A 17,302-nucleotide genomic window follows, 5' to 3' on the forward strand; every position below is an offset into this window, starting at 1 on the left:
CCCTGAATCACCGGATAATCGCGCAGGCTGATGGCGTCGTAGAGCCAGCTTCCCAGGCCCGGCCAGCTAAAGATCGTTTCGGTCAGCACTGCGCCGCCGAGCAGTGCCCCGATCTGGAGGCCCACCACCGTCACCACCGGCAGCAGGGCGTTGCGAAGCGCGTGCTTGAGGGTCACGCTGCGGGGAGCCAGGCCCTTGGCGCGGGCCGTGCGCACATAGTCCTGGCCGAGCACTTCCAGGAGGCTGTTGCGGGTGATGCGGGCGGTGATCGCCATCGGAATGGTGCCCAGCGCGATGGACGGCAGCAGCAGGTGCTTGAAGGCGTCCCAGGCGGCGCCCCACTGCCCGCGCAGCAGCCCGTCGAGCACGTACAGGCCGGTGATCGGCTGAATGTCGAGCCCCGTGCTCAGCCGCGAGCTGGGCGGCAGCCAGCCGAGCACCACCGCGAAAAACCACGACAGCAGCAGCCCCAGCCAGAACACCGGCATGCTCACGCCGACCAGGCTCACGGCGGTGGCCAGGTTGTCCCAGGCCGTGTTTCGCCGCAGCGCCGCGATGATGCCCGCAGGCAGCCCGATGAGCAGCGCGAAGAAAACGGCGCCGATGGCCAGCTCCGCCGTCGCCGGAAAGCGCGAGCGGATGTCGTCGGAGACCGGGATATTGCTCTTGATGCCCTCGCCCAGATCGCCCCGGAGCAGTGCGCCCATGTATTTGGGATACTGCGCGTCGAAGAGGTGCGCCGGGTCTTTGTAATTGAAAAACCAGGGCTTATCGAGCCCAAGCTGGATGTTGAGCTGGGCAATGCGCTGCGGCGTGCCGCGCTCGCCCAGAATCGTCGTCGCCGGATCGCCCGGAATCGAGCGCACGAAGGCGAACACCACCACGCTGATGCCGATCATGACCAGCAGGGTACGCAGCAGTCGCCGAAGAAGATAAGCCGCCAAGTGAAACTCCTTTGTGGGTAGTAAGTGGATGAACTATTGATGCTGGTCGAGCTAGTATCTATAACTTCTTTTGGTTGTCATTCTGAACGAAGTGAAGGATCTCGTAGTTCAAATGAGGAACCTGATTCAATCGAGGAACGCCCAGATTTCTTGCTATTGACCCCTCGCCCCCTGGGAGAGGGGCGTTGCGCAGCAACGGGGTGAGGGCCTACCGAGCAGCGTTTCCACTCGAAGGATGAAAGGCTGTTATCTCTTCTTGTCCAACCAACGCGCAGGGCGGAGCCATCACCCGCGCTCCGCCCTGACGCTCACGGCTTACTTCTTGCCGTCGATGGAAACGTTGTTGAACGGCTGCACGCCGAGCGGGCTGAGCACCCAGTTCTTGACGTAGCTGCGCGTCACCGACAGCGGCTGGCTATGCACGATCACTAAGCGGTGGTTGGCCTTGTAGGTGATCTCGTGGATCTGGGCGTAGATTTTGGCCTTGGCGTCCTGGGTCAGCGCGGCGCGGCCCTGCTCCAGCAGCTTGTTGAGCTCGTCGGGGCGGTAGTTGATGTCGTCGCTGGCATTGGGGCCGTAGTAGGCGCCGTAGAAATTGTCCGGGTCGCCGTAGTCGCCGGTCCAGCCGATCATGTACATGTCAAAGCCCGGTTCCTTGTTGCGGTCTTGCAGGTACTTGCCCCAGTCCTCGGTCTTGAGGTTCACCTTGATGCCGATACCGCTCAGATCGGCGGCCATCGCCTCGGCAATCGGCTTGGGGTTGGGGAAGTAGGGGCGGCTGACCGGCATGTACCACAGATCCAGGCTGATGCCGTTGCCGTAGCCCGCGTCGGCCAGCAGCTTCTTGGCGGCGGCGGGGTCGTAGGTGTAATCGGCGGGCACATTCTTGGAGTTGGCCCAGTTGAACACCGACGGCAAAAAGCTGGCGTTGGACACGCCCAGGCCGTTCCAGAAGTTGTCCACGATGGCCTTCTTGTTGATGGCCATGCTGATCGCCATGCGCACCTTGTCGTTTTTCAGGTACTGGTTGCTGGCGTTGAGGCTCAGGAAGCCCACGTTGAAGCTGGGCTTTTTCAGCGCCACCAGGTTCTTGTCGGCCTGCACGGCTTTCAGGTCGTCCGGCGAGAGGTCCGAGGCGAAGTCGATGGTCCCGGCCTTGAGTTCGTTCAGGCGCTGGGAGGTGTCCTTGATCGAGCGCATCACCAGGGTATCGACCTTGGCCTTGGCGCCCCAGTAACTGGGATTGGCCTTCATGGTCACGCTGTCGCCGGTCTTCCACGACACGAAGCTGAACGGGCCGGTGCCCACCGCGACGCTGGCGGGCGTGCCGTACTTGCCGCCGTCCTTGCGAATGGCGGTGGGCGAAGCGATGCCGAAGTAAGCCGAGCCGACCACCGAGGGAATCACCGTGCTGGGCGCGGTCAGATCGAAGCGCACCGTATAGTCGTTCACCTTGACGATGTTTTTGATAACGGCGCTCTTGTCGCCCTTGAAGCCGCCGAGCAGGTCGCCCATGATCTCGAAGGTGCGGCCCTGGTCGCGCAGGTTCAGCTCGGCCTTGGGGTCCCAGAAGCGGTTCCAGTTGAACAGCACCGCGTCGGCGTTGAACGCGGTGCCGTCGTGAAACTTGACGTTCCGGCGCAGGTTGAAGGTCCACGAGGTCGCGTCGGCGTTGGCCTTCCAACTGGTCGCCAGGCCGGGGGTGGGCGTGGTCGTGCCGGGCTTGAAGCTCACCAGCGTGTCGTAGATCTGGCGCTGCACGTCCAGGCTGTTGCCGTCGGTGACGTTGCCGGGTTCCAGGCTCACCGGGTCGCCGTTGCCGCCGTAGACCAGCGTGCCCGCCGCGTTCGCGGAGGAGAGGAGCAGGGCGCCGAGCAGCAGGGCCGTAAAGATGGGGTTTCGGTTCATAGGACCTCCAGAACAAAGGAAAAGGTTCACGGGGAAAAGGGGCGGATCAGACAAGCTGGTCAGCGTGAGAACTGTAGGAGTTGATTCAAGTGTGGCTGGCGCAAGGTTAAGGTGCGGGAGGCTGGCTTAAGCGTGAGCCGTCTCTCAATCCCGTCTCAATCCTCGCCCAGATACGCTTTGCGCACGCTCTCGTCCTGCGCGATGGCGCCCGCCTCGCCCGACAGCTTGACGGCGCCGGTTTGCAGCACGTAGGCGTGTTTGGCGACGCTCAGCGCCATCTGGGCGTTCTGCTCGACCAGCAAGATGGTGGTGCCGCGCTTGGCGTTGAGCTCCACGATGATGTCGAAGATGGCCTCCACGAACAGCGGAGATAAGCCCATCGAGGGCTCGTCGAGCAGCAGCAGTTTGGGATTGACCATCAGGGCGCGGGCAATCGCCAGCATCTGCTGTTCGCCGCCCGACATGGTGCCGCCGAGCTGGTGCTCGCGCTCTTTGAGGCGCGGAAAGTAGGTAAAGCCCTCCTGAATGCGCTCCTCGATCAGCCTGCGGTCGGTGATGGTGTGCGCCCCGATCTCCAGGTTCTCACGCACGGTGAGCTGCGGAAAGATGCGCCGACCCTCCGGTACGTGGCTCATGCCCATTTGCAAAATCTGGTGCGCCGGAACGCCGGAGATGTCGCGGCCCTGCATGGTGACGCTGCCCTGGCGGGGTCTCAGCATCCCGCTGATGGTCCGCAGCGTGGTGGTCTTGCCCGCGCCGTTGCCGCCGATCAGCGCCACGATCTCGCCCTCCGGCACTTTCACGTCGACGCCTTTGAGGGCGTGGATGTGGCCGTAGTAGGTATGCACGCCTGTGAGTTCGAGCATGTGGGTGGTCGCCGTTGAGGTCTCAGGCATTGGCGCCGCCCGTTTCCTTACCGTACTCGCCCGCCGCCGCGCCGCGCCCCAGGTAGGCTTCCATCACCTTGGGGTCGTTGCGGACCTGGTGGGGCAGGCCCTCGGCGATCTTGGAGCCGTAGTCGAGCACCGTGATGTATTCGCTCAGGGTCATCACCAGCCGCATGTCGTGCTCAATTAAGCACACCGTCACGCCCAGGTCGTCGCGGATGCGCCGGATCAGGCTTTTGAGTTCCTCGGTCTCGCGGGGGTTCATGCCCGCCGCCGGTTCGTCGAGGAGGATCAGCTTGGGGCTGGTCGCCAGGGCGCGGGCGATCTCCAGCCGCCGCTGGTCGCCGTAGGGCAGATTGGTCGCCAGCTCGTGCTTGAAGCGCTTCAGGCCCACGAAATCGAGCATCAGGTCGGCCACGTCGCGGGCCTCCTGCTCGGACTCGTGAAAGCGTTTGGTGCGCAGCAGCGCGTCGATGTACCCGGCCTTGAGGCGCGAGTGGCGGCCCACCATCACGTTTTCCTGGCTGTCCATCGAGGCGAACAGCCGGATGTTCTGGAAGGTCCGGGCAATACCCGCAGCCGTCACCTGATCGGGGCGTAGTCCCACCAGGCTCAGGCCGTCGAGTTCGATGCTGCCCAGACTCGGCTCGTAGATGCCGGTAATCATGTTGAAGAAGGTGGTTTTTCCGGCGCCGTTCGGGCCGATGACGCTGACGATGCTCTGGCGCGGGATCTCCAGATCCACCGCGTTCACGGCGGTCAGGCCCCCGAAGATTTTACTCAGGCCCTTGATGCTCAGGATGGTCGGCGAACGGCTTTCGGCGCGGCTGCCGGGCGCCTGTGAGGTGCGGGCCGCTGCCGGACTGCTGGGGCGGCTCATCTGGTGCCCCCGCCGCGCTCGTTGTCGGCCTGGGTGGCGGTACCCGGCGAATAGACTTCAGCGGCGTTTTCCGGGTTGAGCGTCCCGGCGGTGGCGTCCCTGGACGATGCATCATCCCCAGAACTGTCGGCAGAAGTGTCATTGGGAGAAGTGTCATTGGGAGGATCGTCCTCGTGCATCATCAGCCGTTGCCGGGCGCTGGGCAGCAAGCCTTCGGGCCGGAACAGCATCATCATCACCAGAATGACGCCGAAGATCAGGCGGTTGTACTTGGCCGGGTCGAGGTTGCTGTTGAAGTTCGGCAGCGTCTGGAGCGTCTCGGACAGCGCCGTCAGGCTAGAGAGGTTGAGCCACGTGACGACCGCCGCGCCCAGAATGACGCCCGCGATGTTGCCCATGCCGCCCAGAATCACCATCGTCAGGACGCTGATGCTTTGAAAGAAAGTGAAACTCTCAGGGGTGATGCTGCCCTGCTTGGCGGCGAAGATCACGCCCATCACGCCCGCAAAACTGGCCCCGGTGGCAAACGCCATGATTTTGGTGCGGACCAGCGGAATGCCCATCGCCTGCGCGGCGATCTCGTCCTCGCGGATGGCGATCCAGGCCCGCCCGATGCTGCTGCGTGCGAGCCGGATATTGACGGTAATCACAACACCGATGACGATCAGCACCAGGAAGTACAGGAAAAACAGCTTGAACTGCTCCGGCGGGAACTTGAGGGCATCGGCCAGTTTGTCGAGCCAGGACACCGGGGCCGCCGCGATGGGGGAGATGCCGCCGGGGCCGCTGGTGTACTTGGTCAGGTTGTTGGCGAAGACCCGGATCACCTCGCCCAGTCCCAGCGTGACAATCGCCAGGTAATCACCCTTGAGCTTGAGCACCGGCAGCCCGATCAGCACGCCCACGATGGCGGCTACGGCCACGGCCAGGATGATGAAGAGCCAGAAGAAATTGGGGTTGATGCCGGTAGCCAGGGCTTCGAGCGCCGCCGGGCTGCCGGTGTAGTAGTCGGTGATGGCGGCGGTCAGCAGCGTGGCGACCAGCACCAGCGCGGCTATCACGCCCACCACGATCAGCAGCACCGACAGGGCGCGGGCCGCCCGCACGCCGCCGCCCGGCTTGGCCGAGCCGGGGTTGGCCCGGTTGATGCCGCGCAGCCACAGCAGCCCAGCCGCGCCCAGCAGGGTCAGCAGCAGCGGCACGCCCCAGTCGATCACGCCCAGCGGCTTGTAGGGCAGATCCGATTTGAGGACCGTCTGGAACTGTCCGCTGCCGAAGACGCCCCACAGGTAGGCGCCCACCGCGAAGAAGGCCACGTAGCCCAGATCGAGCAGTCCGGCCTGGCCCACCACGATATTCAGGCCCAGCGCCAGGGCGGCGAAGATGCACATCTGAATGGCGAGGTCAAAGAAACTGCCGTTGCCGCGCCCGATGTCGGGGATGACCAGCAGCAACCCCACGCCGCCGACCAGCAGCTTGGCCCAGGTCGCCGCCCGCCACTGGTAGGCCAGCAGCAAACTGCCCAGAAACGCCGCGAAGATAAACGACACGGCGATGGCGGGCAGCGTGAAGCCCGGCACCAGACGGCCCGTGCCGTAAAACAGCAGCAGGCCGGTCGTCACGGCGTAGAGCAGCAGCAGGATGGTCCGGTCCGGCGCACCGGGGCCAGCTCTCTTTGGAAGCAGGGGGGAGGCGTTCATACCTTCTCCGTGGTGCTGCGGCCCAGCAGCCCGCTGGGTTTGAAGATCAAGATGATAATCAGGGCCATGAAGGCGCCCACGTCCTTGTATTCGGCCTTGATGGCGCCCAGGAAGGCCAGCTTGGGAAAGATCAGCGAAAACGAGCTGATGACGCCCAGCAGGTTCTCGACGAGCCCCAGTACCAGCCCGCCCAGCACCGCGCCGGGAATGGAACCGATGCCGCCCAGCACGGCGGCGCTAAACGCCTTGATGCCCGGCACCGTGCCGCTGTAGGGATCGAGGTTGGGGAATTTCAGGGCGAACAGCACCCCACCCACCCCGCCCAGCGCCCCGCCGATGGCGAAGGTCAACGCGATCATCCGGTTGGCGTCGATGCCCATCAGCCCGGCGGTCACCCGGTCCTGGGCGACGGCGCGGATGGCCCGCCCGACCCGGCTGTGGTTGACCAGACGGTCGAGCCCGAACAGCATCACGGCGGCGACCACGATCAGCACCAGGTCGCGGACCTTGATGTTGTTGTCGGCCACCGAAAAGACCGTCTGGGTAAAGGCGGTGGGCACGTTGACCGCGAGCTGGAAGCGGCCCTGGGTGCCCTCGATAAACTTGATGACGTCTTGCAAGATCAGCGACACGCCGATGGCGCTGATGAGCGGCACCAGCTTGGGCGCGGTTCGCAGCGGCCTGTAGGCCAGGCGTTCGATCAGCACGTTGAGCGTTCCGCAGACCAGCATGGCCACCACCAGCGCGATCACCAGCACCAGGTAGGGGTTCATGCCGCTGCCGGGCGGCGCGTCGGGGGCCGGGCCGAGCAGCCGGAAAACCTCGAAGGCGACCACCGCGCCGCTCAAAAAGACTTCCGAGTGCGCGAAGTTGATGAGTTGCAAGATGCCGTAGACCATGGTGTAGCCCAGCGCGATGATGGCGTAGAGGGTGCCCAGGAGCAGGCCGTTGATGAGAATGGCGGTGAGCAGATTTTCCACGCGTGTACCTCAACCTTCAGCGCTGGGATGGAGTGGACCGGACATCGAAAGAGGGTGATGGAACAGGGGGTGCTGGAAACAAGGCCGGGGTAACGCCGGGGTAACGCCGGGGTAACACAGGGAAGGCGAGGGCGGTGCGCGACGAACGCCGACTTGGTATGAATGACGACAAGTCTACAATGCAGCGGCCCCTTTGCTTTAGCGGGGCGCCGTTTGATCCAGGCTGTGGTCCGGGCCGGGCGCCCGGTACGCTGAAGCGGGCCGGGGCATCACGCCTCCGGCCCGCCCCACTGGCTAAACATGTCCTTGCTAAAAATGTCCTGGCTAACGTTTCGGGCTTCCGCGTCTTGGGCACAGCGGCAGCCACCGGGCCTCGCCGCCTGCCCGCTCCGCCCGGTAAACCCAGAGCTTGACAAGAAGGTACTCAGAGCCGGGCGCTTACTGCTTGGCGACCTTGACGATCACGGTTCCGGCGGTCGTGAAGTCGAGCTTGCCCGACACCGGCTTGACCTGGATGATGAACATCTTGGCGCTGGTGCGGTCCCCGGCGCTGTTGAAGGCGATGGCGCCGGTCAGGGTGCCTTTGTCTATGTTGGTCTTGCGCACGGCAGCCTCGACGGCGGTGCGGGGGGGCAGCTTGCCGCCGCTCTGCTTGATGGCGTCCATGACGCCCGCCAGCACCACCTTGGCGCTGTCGTAGCCCATGATGCCGAATCCGGCCAGGTCTTTCTTGTAGGCCGCCTTGTAGCGGCTGGCGATCAGGCGAGCGCCGGGCACCGCTGCGATGGGCGGCGCGACGGTGGTGAAGTAGATGTCCTTGGCGCCGGTTCCGGCCAGCGAGAGCAGGTCGGGGCTGTCGTAGCCGTCGCCGCCCATCACGGGAATGCTCAGGCCCGCCTCACGGAGCTGCTTGGAAAAGGGGCCGACCTGGCCGTACAGACCACCGAAGTAGATGGCGTCGGCGCCCGAACTCTTGATCTTGGTGATGATCGAGGAAAAGTCGCTCTTCTCGTCGCTGCCTTCGGAAAAGGCGATGGTGACGCCCTTGGACTTCATGCGCGCCTCGGCGGCGTCGGCCAGACCCTGACCATACGGGGTCTTGTCGTTGAGGACGTAGACCTTCTTGGCCTTGATCGTATCGGTCAGGAAATCGGCGCCCGCCGGACCCTGTGAATCGTCGCGGGCACAGATGCGGTTCATGTTGGCCAGGCCCCGGTCGGTGACCTTGGGGTTGGTGTTGGCGGGCGAGACGATGGCGACGTGCGCCGGGGCCAGCACCTCGCTCGACGGAATGACCACGCCGGAGTTCAGCGTGCCGACCATCGCCAGAATCGAGGTGTCGGCGGCGATGCGCCGGGCGTTGGCGGTGCCGGTGGTGGGGTCGGCCTGGTCGTCGTAGGCGACGAACTGGAGGTCGAAGCCCGCCTTGGCGAAGGCGGCCTTCTGCTCCTTGATGGCCAGCTCGGTGGCGTTGCGGATCTGAAGGCCCAGGTCCGAGCTGGAACCCGTCAGGGGCGACATGCTGGCGATCTTGATAACGGTCTGGGCACTGGCCGAGCCGAGCGCCAGGCTCGTGAGCAGGGTCAGGGCGAGAAAGCTGGTCTTCTTCATATTCCTCCAGAGGATTGCCGTCAGGCAGGGGTGCAGCGGGACTAAGGGTAGTGTAGGAGCGGCTTCACAGGAAGTCAATGTGAGACTCATCGCCCACCCTTCACCTGCCCGGCAACGCAGCTACCCTCAGCAAGTCTGTGGCCTGGAGATTATTGCCTGCTGAAGTGGTTATCAGCAATTCTCATTCAGCAGCAGGGCCAATAGTCACAGCAGTGGTCCGTGGCGACCTGAACGCCTTAAGACTTGGACATCAAAGCCGTTAGGCGGGGCTTGCAGAGTGTCCAACACGCTTTCGGCCCCCGGCAGATCAGACCTCGGATTGCGTGCCGGGGCGTTATGCCTGAGACTCAAGGGACCATGCGAAACCACCTGATGGCCTGCACCACCCTGATGCTGATAAGTCTGAGCGGCCTGGCTGGGGGCGCCGGACCGCTGCCCGCGCTGGGCATGCCGCTGAATGTGGTGGGTCACTCGGCCTCGCTGACCGCCCTGACCACCGACCCAGGCGGCGCTCCCGTGCTGGCCTGGGTCGAGCAGGGACCGTCGGGGGGACGGAATTTTAACCGACTGCGTTCGGCCCGCTGGGACGGACAGCGCTGGCAGCCGCTGGGCGGCGTGCTCAACGAGAACCCCGCCCACAACGCCGCGCAGCTCAGCGCCGTGCGCGGCCCAGGCGGTCAGCCCTGGCTCGGCTGGTCCGAGGACGCGGGCACCGCCCATGTGGACTCCTACCTGATCTCGCGCTGGGACGGGCGTGCCTGGAGCGACCCCTCCAAATACGCCGTGCGGCGCAACCTCAGCGACGCCGGAAAGTCGCGGGCCTTCGCCGTGACCGCCCAGAACGAGCCGTATCTGACCTGGACCAACATCTATTACCCCGGTGCCAGCGCAGGCGTGGTGCAGCCGTTCACCTGGCAGGGCAGGCGCTGGGCCGAGAACGCCAAACCGCTCAATCACAGCGTCGCCAACGCCGCGTTTTTTCCGGCGGCGGCGAGCAGCCCGCAGGGCACCGTCTACACCGCCTGGCTCGAAGGCCGCGTGTCGCATAGCGATGTGTATGTGGCCCGCCAGGAGCAAGGTGGCACCTGGACCAACCTGGGCGGGGCGCTGAACTTGCGTCCAAATACGTATACCTTCGCGCCGCAGCTCCGGGCCGGTGCGGGTGGGGCGCTCTTCGCCGCCTGGCTGGAAGACCAGGGCGGCGTGGACAACCTGTTCGCCAAGCGCTGGACCGGGCAAACCTGGGTGTCACTCGGAACGAGCCTCAACTCGGACCCGAAGGCGCTGGCCGAGCGGCCCAACCTGGCCTTGGACGCCCGCAGTCAGCCGCTGCTGGCCTGGTCGGAGGGTCAGGAGGGCGGGCGCCGGGTTTACGCCAAACGCTGGACCGGTCAGCGCTGGCAGCTTCTGGGCGGCGGGCCACTCAACCAAGACGCCCGCCAGGACGCCCACTCCGCCTCTATCACGGCAGACGCTCAGGGCCGGGTGGTGGTCGCCTGGTGCGAGAAAGTCGGCCCGGAGTACCGGGTGATGGTGCGGCGCTTTTAGAATATATACCTGAGTAGAGAAGCAAGTAAAGAAGCAACAGTAGAGAAGCAACCGAGTCTGCTCAGCCCTGAGTCCCCGACCTGACGACGACAAATCTCCGTCGCCAAACCGCAAAATCCTCCGCGCTGCACCAGAGGCGACGACTGACTTCGCTGTCTATTTGATCCGCTGTCCATTTGACTTCGCTGTCCATTGTGCCCTCACACCAGGTCCAGATACTGCTCCAGCTCCCAGGCATGCACCACCGCCGAGTAGGAGCGCCACTCGGCCCGCTTGGCCCGCAGGTAGTGCTCCAGGGCGTGCTCGCCCAGGGCGGCGGACATCACCTCGTCGCGCTCCAGGTCGTCCAGGGCTTCGTGGAGGTCGCGGGGCAGGTCGCGCACGCGGTGGTGGCGTTTTTCGCGCACCGTCATCTGGTAGATGTTGCGCTGGATGGCCGGGGGCGGCAGGGTCTTCTGGGCGATGCCGTCCAGGCCAGCGGCCAGCATCAGGGCCAGGGCCAGGTAGGGGTTGCAGCTCGGATCGGGCAGCCGGAATTCGGCCCGCGTCGAGTTGCCGCGCTTGGCCGGAACCCGGAGGAGCGCCGAGCGGTTCGAGGTGCTCCAGGCCACGTTGACCGGCGCCTCGAAGCCGGGCACCAGGCGTTTGAACGAGTTGACAATCGGGTTGGTGACCGCGCACATGCCCGGCGCGTGCTCCAGCAGCCCGCCGATGAAGTGCAGCGCGGTCTCGGACAGCTCGAACTCGCCCGCCGGGTCGTAAAAGGCGTTCCGGCCATCCCTAAACAGCGACAGGTGGGTGTGCAGGCCGCTGCCGTTGACCCCGGCCACCGGCTTGGGCAGAAAGCTGGCCAGCAGCCCGTGTTCGAGCGCCATGCGTTTGACCACGAACTTGAAGGTGCTCAGGGCGTCGGCGCTGTCCATGGCCTCCTGGTAGCGGAAGTCGATCTCGTGCTGGCCGGGCGCGGCCTCGTGGTGGGCGCCCTCGATCTCGAAGTTCATCTCCAGCAGCTTGTTGGTGATCTCGCGCCGCAGCCGCTCGCCCTTGTCGATGGGCGCCAGGTCGAAATAGCCCGCCAGGTCGCCGGTGCGGGTGGTGCCGCGCCCGTCTGCGCCGCGCTCGAACAAGAAGAACTCCGGCTCGGTGCCCGCGTAGAAGGTAAAGCCCATCTGCGCCGCCCGCTCGATCTGGCGCCGCAGCACGTGGCGCGGATCGCCGGTAAACGCCTCGCCCGACGGCAGCGTCACGTCGCAGATGATGCGGGCGACCTTGCCGCGCTCGCCCTCCTCTTTGGAAAACTGCGGATACACCAAAAAGGTGCTCAGATCCGGGCGCAGCAGCATGTCGGATTCCTCGATGCGGGTAAAGCCCTGCACCGAGGAGCCGTCGAACATGATGCCCCCGGCCAGCGCCTTGCCGAACTGGCTGCGCGGCACCTCGATGTTCTTGACGGTGCCCAGCACGTCGGTAAATTGCAGACGCAGGAAATTAACCCGGTCTTCTTGCAGGCGCGTGAGTACCTCAGCCTGTGTTCGGCCCGTTGCGGAAGTCATACCCGGAAGTATGCCGCACCCCTGAACCCACAACTCTGAACCCGCAACCACCAGGCCCGGAACCACCGAGCCCGTAATTCCCGAATGCGACTGAATATGGCCGGGTGTTCAGCGCCGGGCGCTCAAGTCGCAGCCTGAGCCGGGCTGATACGCCTGCTGACCCACCCATCCATGCAAGTTGTCTGACAAATCGTTGACGCTGATTTCGGCTCACCCCTATACTCGGCTCAGCCGGACCAGGAACGAGGGTCAGCAAAACGAGGGTCAGCGAACAATGCACGCGCCGAGCACAGGGCATCAACACCACTTCACCGGCACCAGCTCAACAGCACCAGTTCAACAGAAACGGTCCAACAGGAGAGCACATGAACCAGGATTTTGAAGTCGTCGCGGCGGCGCGCAACTGGCGCGTCGATGTCGAGCAGGGCCACACCCCCCAGCAGATCATCAGCGAGGTGTTCGGGCAAGACGTCCTGAGCCTGGAGACCCTGCGCACCCGGCTGTCCAAGCCGGTGTTCAAGAGCCTTCAGGCGACCCTGGAGCAGGGCACACCGCTCGATCCCAGCATCGCCGACACGGTGGCGCTGGCCATGAAGACCTGGGCCATGGAAAAGGGCGCCACCCACTACACCCACTGGTTTCAGCCGCTGACCGGCAGCACCGCCGAGAAGCACGACAGCTTCCTGTCGCCCACGGCGGACGGCTCGGCGCTGGCGCAGTTTTCCGGCGGCGAACTGATTCAGGCTGAGCCCGACGCCTCCAGCTTTCCGTCGGGCGGCCTGCGGGCGACCTTCGAGGCGCGGGGTTACACCGCCTGGGACCCCAGCAGCCCGGCCTTCATCATGCGGCATGCCAACGGCGCGACCCTGTGTATTCCCACGGCCTTCGCGTCGTGGACCGGCGAGGCGCTGGATCTCAAGACCCCGCTGCTGCGCAGTGCCGAGGCGCTGAACAAAGCGGTCTCTCCGGCGCTCAAATTGTTCGGCAGCCAGGCCACACGGGTCGCCAGCAGCCTGGGCGCCGAGCAGGAATACTTTCTGATCGACGAGGACTATTTCTATCGCCGCCCCGACCTGGTGATGACGGGCCGCACGCTCTTCGGCGCCCAGCCGCCGCGTGGCCAGGAACTCGAAGACCACTACTTCGGCGCCATCCCCGACCGGGTGCTGAGCTTCATGACCGACGCCGAGACGCAGCTCTACGCCCTGGGCATTCCGGTCAAGACCCGCCACAACGAGGTCGCGCCCGGCCAGTTCGAGATCGCGCCGATCTACGAGCAGAGCAACGTGGCCGCCGACCACCAGCAGCTCATCATGCAGATCCTGCGCAACACCGCCCGCAAGTACGGTCTGGTGGCGCTGATGCACGAAAAGCCCTTTGCCGGAATCAACGGCTCAGGCAAGCACTGCAACTGGAGCATGGGCACCGATCTGGGCGACAACCTGCTGGAGCCCGGCGCCACCCCGCACGAAAACCTCCAGTTCCTGTTTTTCTGCTCGGCGGTCATCAAGGCCGTGGACGATCACCAGGATCTGCTGCGTATCAGCGTGGCCAGCGCCAACAACGACCACCGCCTGGGCGCCAACGAGGCGCCGCCCGCCATCATCAGCATCTTTCTGGGCAGCGAACTGACCGAGATTCTGGACCGCATCTCGAGTGGCCAGGGCGGGCGCGGCCAGGAAGCCGGGTTCCTCGGCCTGGGGTCGAGCGTGCTGCCGGAAATTCCGCGCCACGCCGGGGACCGCAACCGCACCAGCCCGTTCGCCTTCACCGGCAACAAGTTCGAGTTCCGCGCGGTGGGCAGCTCGCAGAGCATCTCGTTTCCGATCACGGTGCTCAATACCATCGTGGCCGACGCCGTGCAGGCGCTGGCCGCTGACCTCAAAGCCCGGCTGGACGCGGGCGCCGACCTTCAGACCGCCGTCGGGGCGCTGGTCAAGGCGACCTACGACGAGCACCAGCGCATCGTCTTCAACGGGGACGGCTACGCCGACGCCTGGCACCAGGAGGCCGAGCACCAGCGTGGCCTGCTGAACATGCGCACCAGCCTGGACGCCATCGAGCACCTGACCTCCGCCAAGAACGCCGAGCTGTTCGCCCGGTACGGCGTGCTGGACGCCCGCGAGCTGGCCGCCCGCCAGGAAATCATGTTCGACATCTACTTCAAGACCGTCAACATCGAGGGCGAGACCACCGAGTCGGTGGCGACCACCCAGATCATGCCCGCCGCGCTGGCGTACCTGGCCGAGATCAGCGGCGTCACCGTCAGCAAGGCGGCTGGAGCCATCGCCGGTGAGGTGGCTAGCGCCGCCGACGAGCTGTATGCCGCGCTGGGCACCCTCCGGACCCACAACGCTGCCGAGGGCGGCGAGGAGATTCACCATAAGGCCCACCACATGCGCGATCACGTGCTGCCCGCCATGCAGGCCGTGCGCGTCGCCTCCGACAAACTGGAGAAGGTGGTCGCCGCCAAGCACTGGCCCATGCCGACCTATAGGCAGATGCTGTTCGTGAAGTAAGGGCAGTAGGCAATAGGCAGTAGGCAAAAAAAAGCCCCGCTTGAGAAGGCGGGGCTTTTTTTGGTCCAACGATGATTTGGTTCGAGTTGTTTGCAGAGCTTTGCCATCCAAAACCACTAGATTTGTCACCCTGAGTCTGGCGAAGGGTCTACTTGACGAGATTCTTCGCTACGCTCAGAACGACACCATTTCTCGTCTAGAAATCAATTCAGCTCTGAAGAGTTCAGCTCTGAAGAGATAGTGTTCTCAAGCCGGAACCGCTGCCAGCGCCCCCAGCACCGTGTCGATGTCGCCCTCGGTCTGGTCGGCGTTGACCTGAAATCGGATGCTCTCGTCGCCGCGTGGGACGACGGGGAAGGTCAGGCCGGTGGCCAGGATGCCCGCCTCGTACAGCCGGGCGACGGTCTGGCGGGTGCGCTGTGTATTACGCAAAAACAGCGGCACCACCGGATGTGCGCCGTCCAGTGTTTCCAGGCCCAGGTCGCGCAGGCCGCCCCTGAAGCGCTCGGTGAGGTGGCGCAGCCCGGCCAGGCGCTCCAGGCCCCAGTCGCTCTCCAGCAGCCCCAGGGCGGCCAGGGCGGCGCAGGCTTCCGGCGGCGTGATGGGGTTGGAGAAGATGTACATCGGCGCCGTCTCGCGCAGGAAGTCGATCAGGGTCTGCGGCCCCACCACGTAGCCGCCGTTGACCCCGAAGGCCTTGCCCAGCGTGCCGATCAGCAGGTCCGCGTGGGTGCCGGTGAACTCCTCGGTGCCGCGCCCGGACAGGCCGAAGGCGCCGACGCCGTGCGAATCGTCGACGACCAGCAGGGCGTTGTGCGGAAAGTACTGATCGTGCCCGGCCACAAGGTGGGCGATCTCGGCCAGCGGCGCGTGGGCACCGCGCATGCTGAAGATGCCGTCGGTGACGACGACGGCCCGCTCGGCGCCGCGCAGGTCGGTCAGCGCCCTGTCCAGACCCTGCAAATCGAGGTGGGCGTAGACCGCCTTGGACCGGGGCCGGGCCAGCCGCAGCGCGTTGATGACGCAGTTGTGGTTCAGCGCGTCGCTGACCACGGCGGTCTGGTCGGTCATCAGCGGCACCAGCGTGCTCAGCACGGCGGCATACGCGCTGGAAAACAGCATGGCCGCCTCGCGCCCGTGGAAGCTGGCCAGGCGCTGTTCCAACTGGGCGTGCGGCGCCAGCGTGCCGCTGATGAAGCGCACGGCGCCCGGCCCGACCCCATAGCGCACGGCGGCCTCGTGCTCGGCCTCGATCAACCTGGGGTGCTGCGAGAGGCCCAGATACGAGTTGGAATTCATCCGGACGAACTCGCGGCCCCCGATGACGACCCGTGGTCCCCGCGACCCGGTGGCGGGCAACACGGCCTCGATGACGCGCTCGGCGCCCTTGCGGCGGCCTTCGCCGTCGAGTTCGGTGAGTTGACTCTGAAGCTGTGTCTGAAGGCGGTCACTTGGCATAGTGGTGTCCTTGCAAAGCTGGGGTGAGGGAACGCAGTCGCTCCAGCATGTCGGCGCACAGGCGTTCCAGATCGTATGCGGGCTGCCAGCCCCACTCGCTGCGGGCTGCCGAGTCGTCGGTGCTCTGCGGCCAGGAGTCGGCGATGGCCTGGCGCACGGGATCGGGCTCGTAGCGCATGGTAAAGCCCGGCAGGTGGCGCTGGATGGCGTCGGCCAGCTCCTGGGGCGTGAAACTCAGCGCCTGGACGTTGAAGGCGTTGCGGTGGCGCCATTGTTTTGGGTCAGCCCGCATCAGTTCCAGCGTGGCGCGGATGGCGTCGGGCATGTACATCATCGGCAGCCGGGTATCGGGGCGCAGAAAACAGGTGTAGTGGCCGTGCTCCAGGGCCGCGTGAAAGATCTCCACGGCGTAATCGGTGGTCCCGCCGCCGGGCGGCGCGCTCGACGAGATCAATCCGGGGTAGCGCAGCCCGCGCACGTCCAGGCCGAAGTGCGCCGCGTAGTAGTCGCACAGCAGCTCACCGCTGACCTTGGTGACGCCGTACATGCTGACCGGGCGCTGCACCGTGTCCTGCGGCGCGTGGACCGGCGTGAGCGGCCCGAAGGCGGCGACGCTGCTGGGTACGAACAGGCGGCAGCCGCCCAGGCGGGCTTCCTCCAGCACAGTGAGGAGCCCGTTCATGTTGAGGCGCCAGGCGGCGTGGGGCCGCTCCTCGGCGCTGGCCGACAGCAGCGCGGCCAGGTGATAGATGGTGCCTACCTCGCGGCGGACCACCAGCGCGTGCAGGCTGTCGGCGTCGGTGCAGTCGAGCAACTCGAACGGAACGTTCAGGGCCGGTCCGGGTAAGCGCACGTCGGCGGCGATGACCTGAGCGGCGCCGTCTTGGCGTGCCAGGGCGGGCACCAGGTCCGAACCGATCTGCCCCAGTGCGCCGATGACCAGTGTGGTGCTCACCGGCAGCGGCCCTGGTCGCGCTGCTGGCGCGGTAGGCGCAGAGGTTGTTCGTGGCGCAGATGAGTGGCGCTGCCAGTCCGGGCGAAGAGACGAACGAGGGTCATGGCCTCAGCCTAGAGCAGTACTCCGAATTACGCCACGGGGAAAACAGCCTCCCCGCGCCTCCATTCTGCGCCTTGCTCAGTCAAAACTACTCGCTCCGCTCGGTCATAAAAAGACCCTTTTTGTGAAATCTGCTCTAAGCTGGCGCCCGGCCCACAGGCCCGAAGAAGTTCGCAATTGAGCCGGGTTTGGGGTGGGCGGCACGGTTGGGGCGGTGATGTCTGGCCTTGAGCGGCCCTTTACCCCTGGCGGCTGCC

The 17,302-nt window shown here is 65.3% G+C and carries 12 protein-coding genes; 2 read left to right on the plus strand and 10 right to left on the minus strand.

From position 1 onward, the window contains the following. From Q0R23_RS05500 to Q0R23_RS05530, 7 genes are all read right to left on the minus strand, one after another. A partial coding sequence (locus Q0R23_RS05500) for an ABC transporter permease (RefSeq protein WP_293911225.1) occupies positions 1-944 on the minus strand: 944 nt, incomplete at its 3' end. Between the two features lie 315 nt (positions 945-1,259). Next, positions 1,260-2,852: an ABC transporter substrate-binding protein gene (locus tag Q0R23_RS05505; RefSeq protein WP_293911227.1), complete on the minus strand. Its 1,593-nt coding sequence runs from the start codon at positions 2,850-2,852 to the stop codon at positions 1,260-1,262. 155 nt (positions 2,853-3,007) lie between these two features. After that, a complete protein-coding gene (locus Q0R23_RS05510; RefSeq protein ID WP_293911229.1) occupies positions 3,008-3,748 on the minus strand; it encodes an ABC transporter ATP-binding protein in 741 nt (246 codons plus the stop codon). After that, positions 3,741-4,541 carry an ABC transporter ATP-binding protein gene (locus tag Q0R23_RS05515; protein ID WP_293911250.1) on the minus strand — a complete coding sequence of 267 codons (801 nt, stop codon included), beginning with the start codon at positions 4,539-4,541 and terminating at the stop codon, positions 3,741-3,743. The genes Q0R23_RS05510 and Q0R23_RS05515 overlap by 8 nt, the downstream gene beginning before the upstream one ends. A 74-nt stretch (positions 4,542-4,615) precedes the next feature. Next, complete coding sequence (locus Q0R23_RS05520; protein ID WP_293911232.1) at positions 4,616-6,319, minus strand: branched-chain amino acid ABC transporter permease; 1,704 nt, start codon at positions 6,317-6,319, stop codon at positions 4,616-4,618. Next, on the minus strand, positions 6,316-7,299 hold the full coding sequence (locus Q0R23_RS05525) for a branched-chain amino acid ABC transporter permease (RefSeq protein WP_293911235.1): 984 nt from the start codon (positions 7,297-7,299) through the stop codon (positions 6,316-6,318). Before Q0R23_RS05525 ends, Q0R23_RS05520 begins: the two co-directional genes overlap by 4 nt. A gap of 438 nt (positions 7,300-7,737) precedes the next feature. After that, a complete protein-coding gene (locus Q0R23_RS05530; RefSeq protein ID WP_293911237.1) occupies positions 7,738-8,910 on the minus strand; it encodes a branched-chain amino acid ABC transporter substrate-binding protein in 1,173 nt (390 codons plus the stop codon). Between the two features lie 357 nt (positions 8,911-9,267). On the opposite strand from Q0R23_RS05530, the gene Q0R23_RS05535 reads away from it, so the two are divergent. Further along, the gene (locus Q0R23_RS05535; RefSeq protein WP_293911240.1) at positions 9,268-10,458 is read left to right on the plus strand and encodes a hypothetical protein; all 1,191 of its coding nucleotides are present in this window, start codon (positions 9,268-9,270) and stop codon (positions 10,456-10,458) included. A 200-nt stretch (positions 10,459-10,658) separates the two neighbouring features. On the opposite strand, the gene glnA is transcribed toward Q0R23_RS05535, so the two are convergent. Continuing rightward, positions 10,659-12,011: a type I glutamate--ammonia ligase gene (gene glnA / locus Q0R23_RS05540; RefSeq protein ID WP_293911242.1), complete on the minus strand. Its 1,353-nt coding sequence runs from the start codon at positions 12,009-12,011 to the stop codon at positions 10,659-10,661. A gap of 365 nt (positions 12,012-12,376) precedes the next feature. Here glnA and Q0R23_RS05545 point away from each other — a divergent pair, with 365 nt between their 5' ends. After that, a complete protein-coding gene (locus Q0R23_RS05545) occupies positions 12,377-14,530 on the plus strand; it encodes a glutamine synthetase III (protein ID WP_293911244.1) in 2,154 nt (717 codons plus the stop codon). Between the two features lie 246 nt (positions 14,531-14,776). On the opposite strand, the gene Q0R23_RS05550 is transcribed toward Q0R23_RS05545, so the two are convergent. Together Q0R23_RS05550 and Q0R23_RS05555 are read right to left on the minus strand one after the other, a co-directional pair. Beyond that, positions 14,777-15,988, minus strand: coding sequence for an aminotransferase class I/II-fold pyridoxal phosphate-dependent enzyme (locus Q0R23_RS05550; RefSeq protein WP_293911246.1), 1,212 nt, complete (start codon positions 15,986-15,988; stop codon positions 14,777-14,779). Continuing rightward, on the minus strand, positions 15,978-16,943 hold the full coding sequence (locus Q0R23_RS05555) for an NAD-dependent epimerase/dehydratase family protein (RefSeq protein ID WP_293911248.1): 966 nt from the start codon (positions 16,941-16,943) through the stop codon (positions 15,978-15,980). Before Q0R23_RS05555 ends, Q0R23_RS05550 begins: the two co-directional genes overlap by 11 nt. Positions 16,944-17,302 lie beyond the last annotated feature (359 nt).

Source organism: Deinococcus sp. (assembly GCF_025362455.1).
Taxonomy (GTDB): Bacteria; Deinococcota; Deinococci; order Deinococcales; family Deinococcaceae; genus Deinococcus.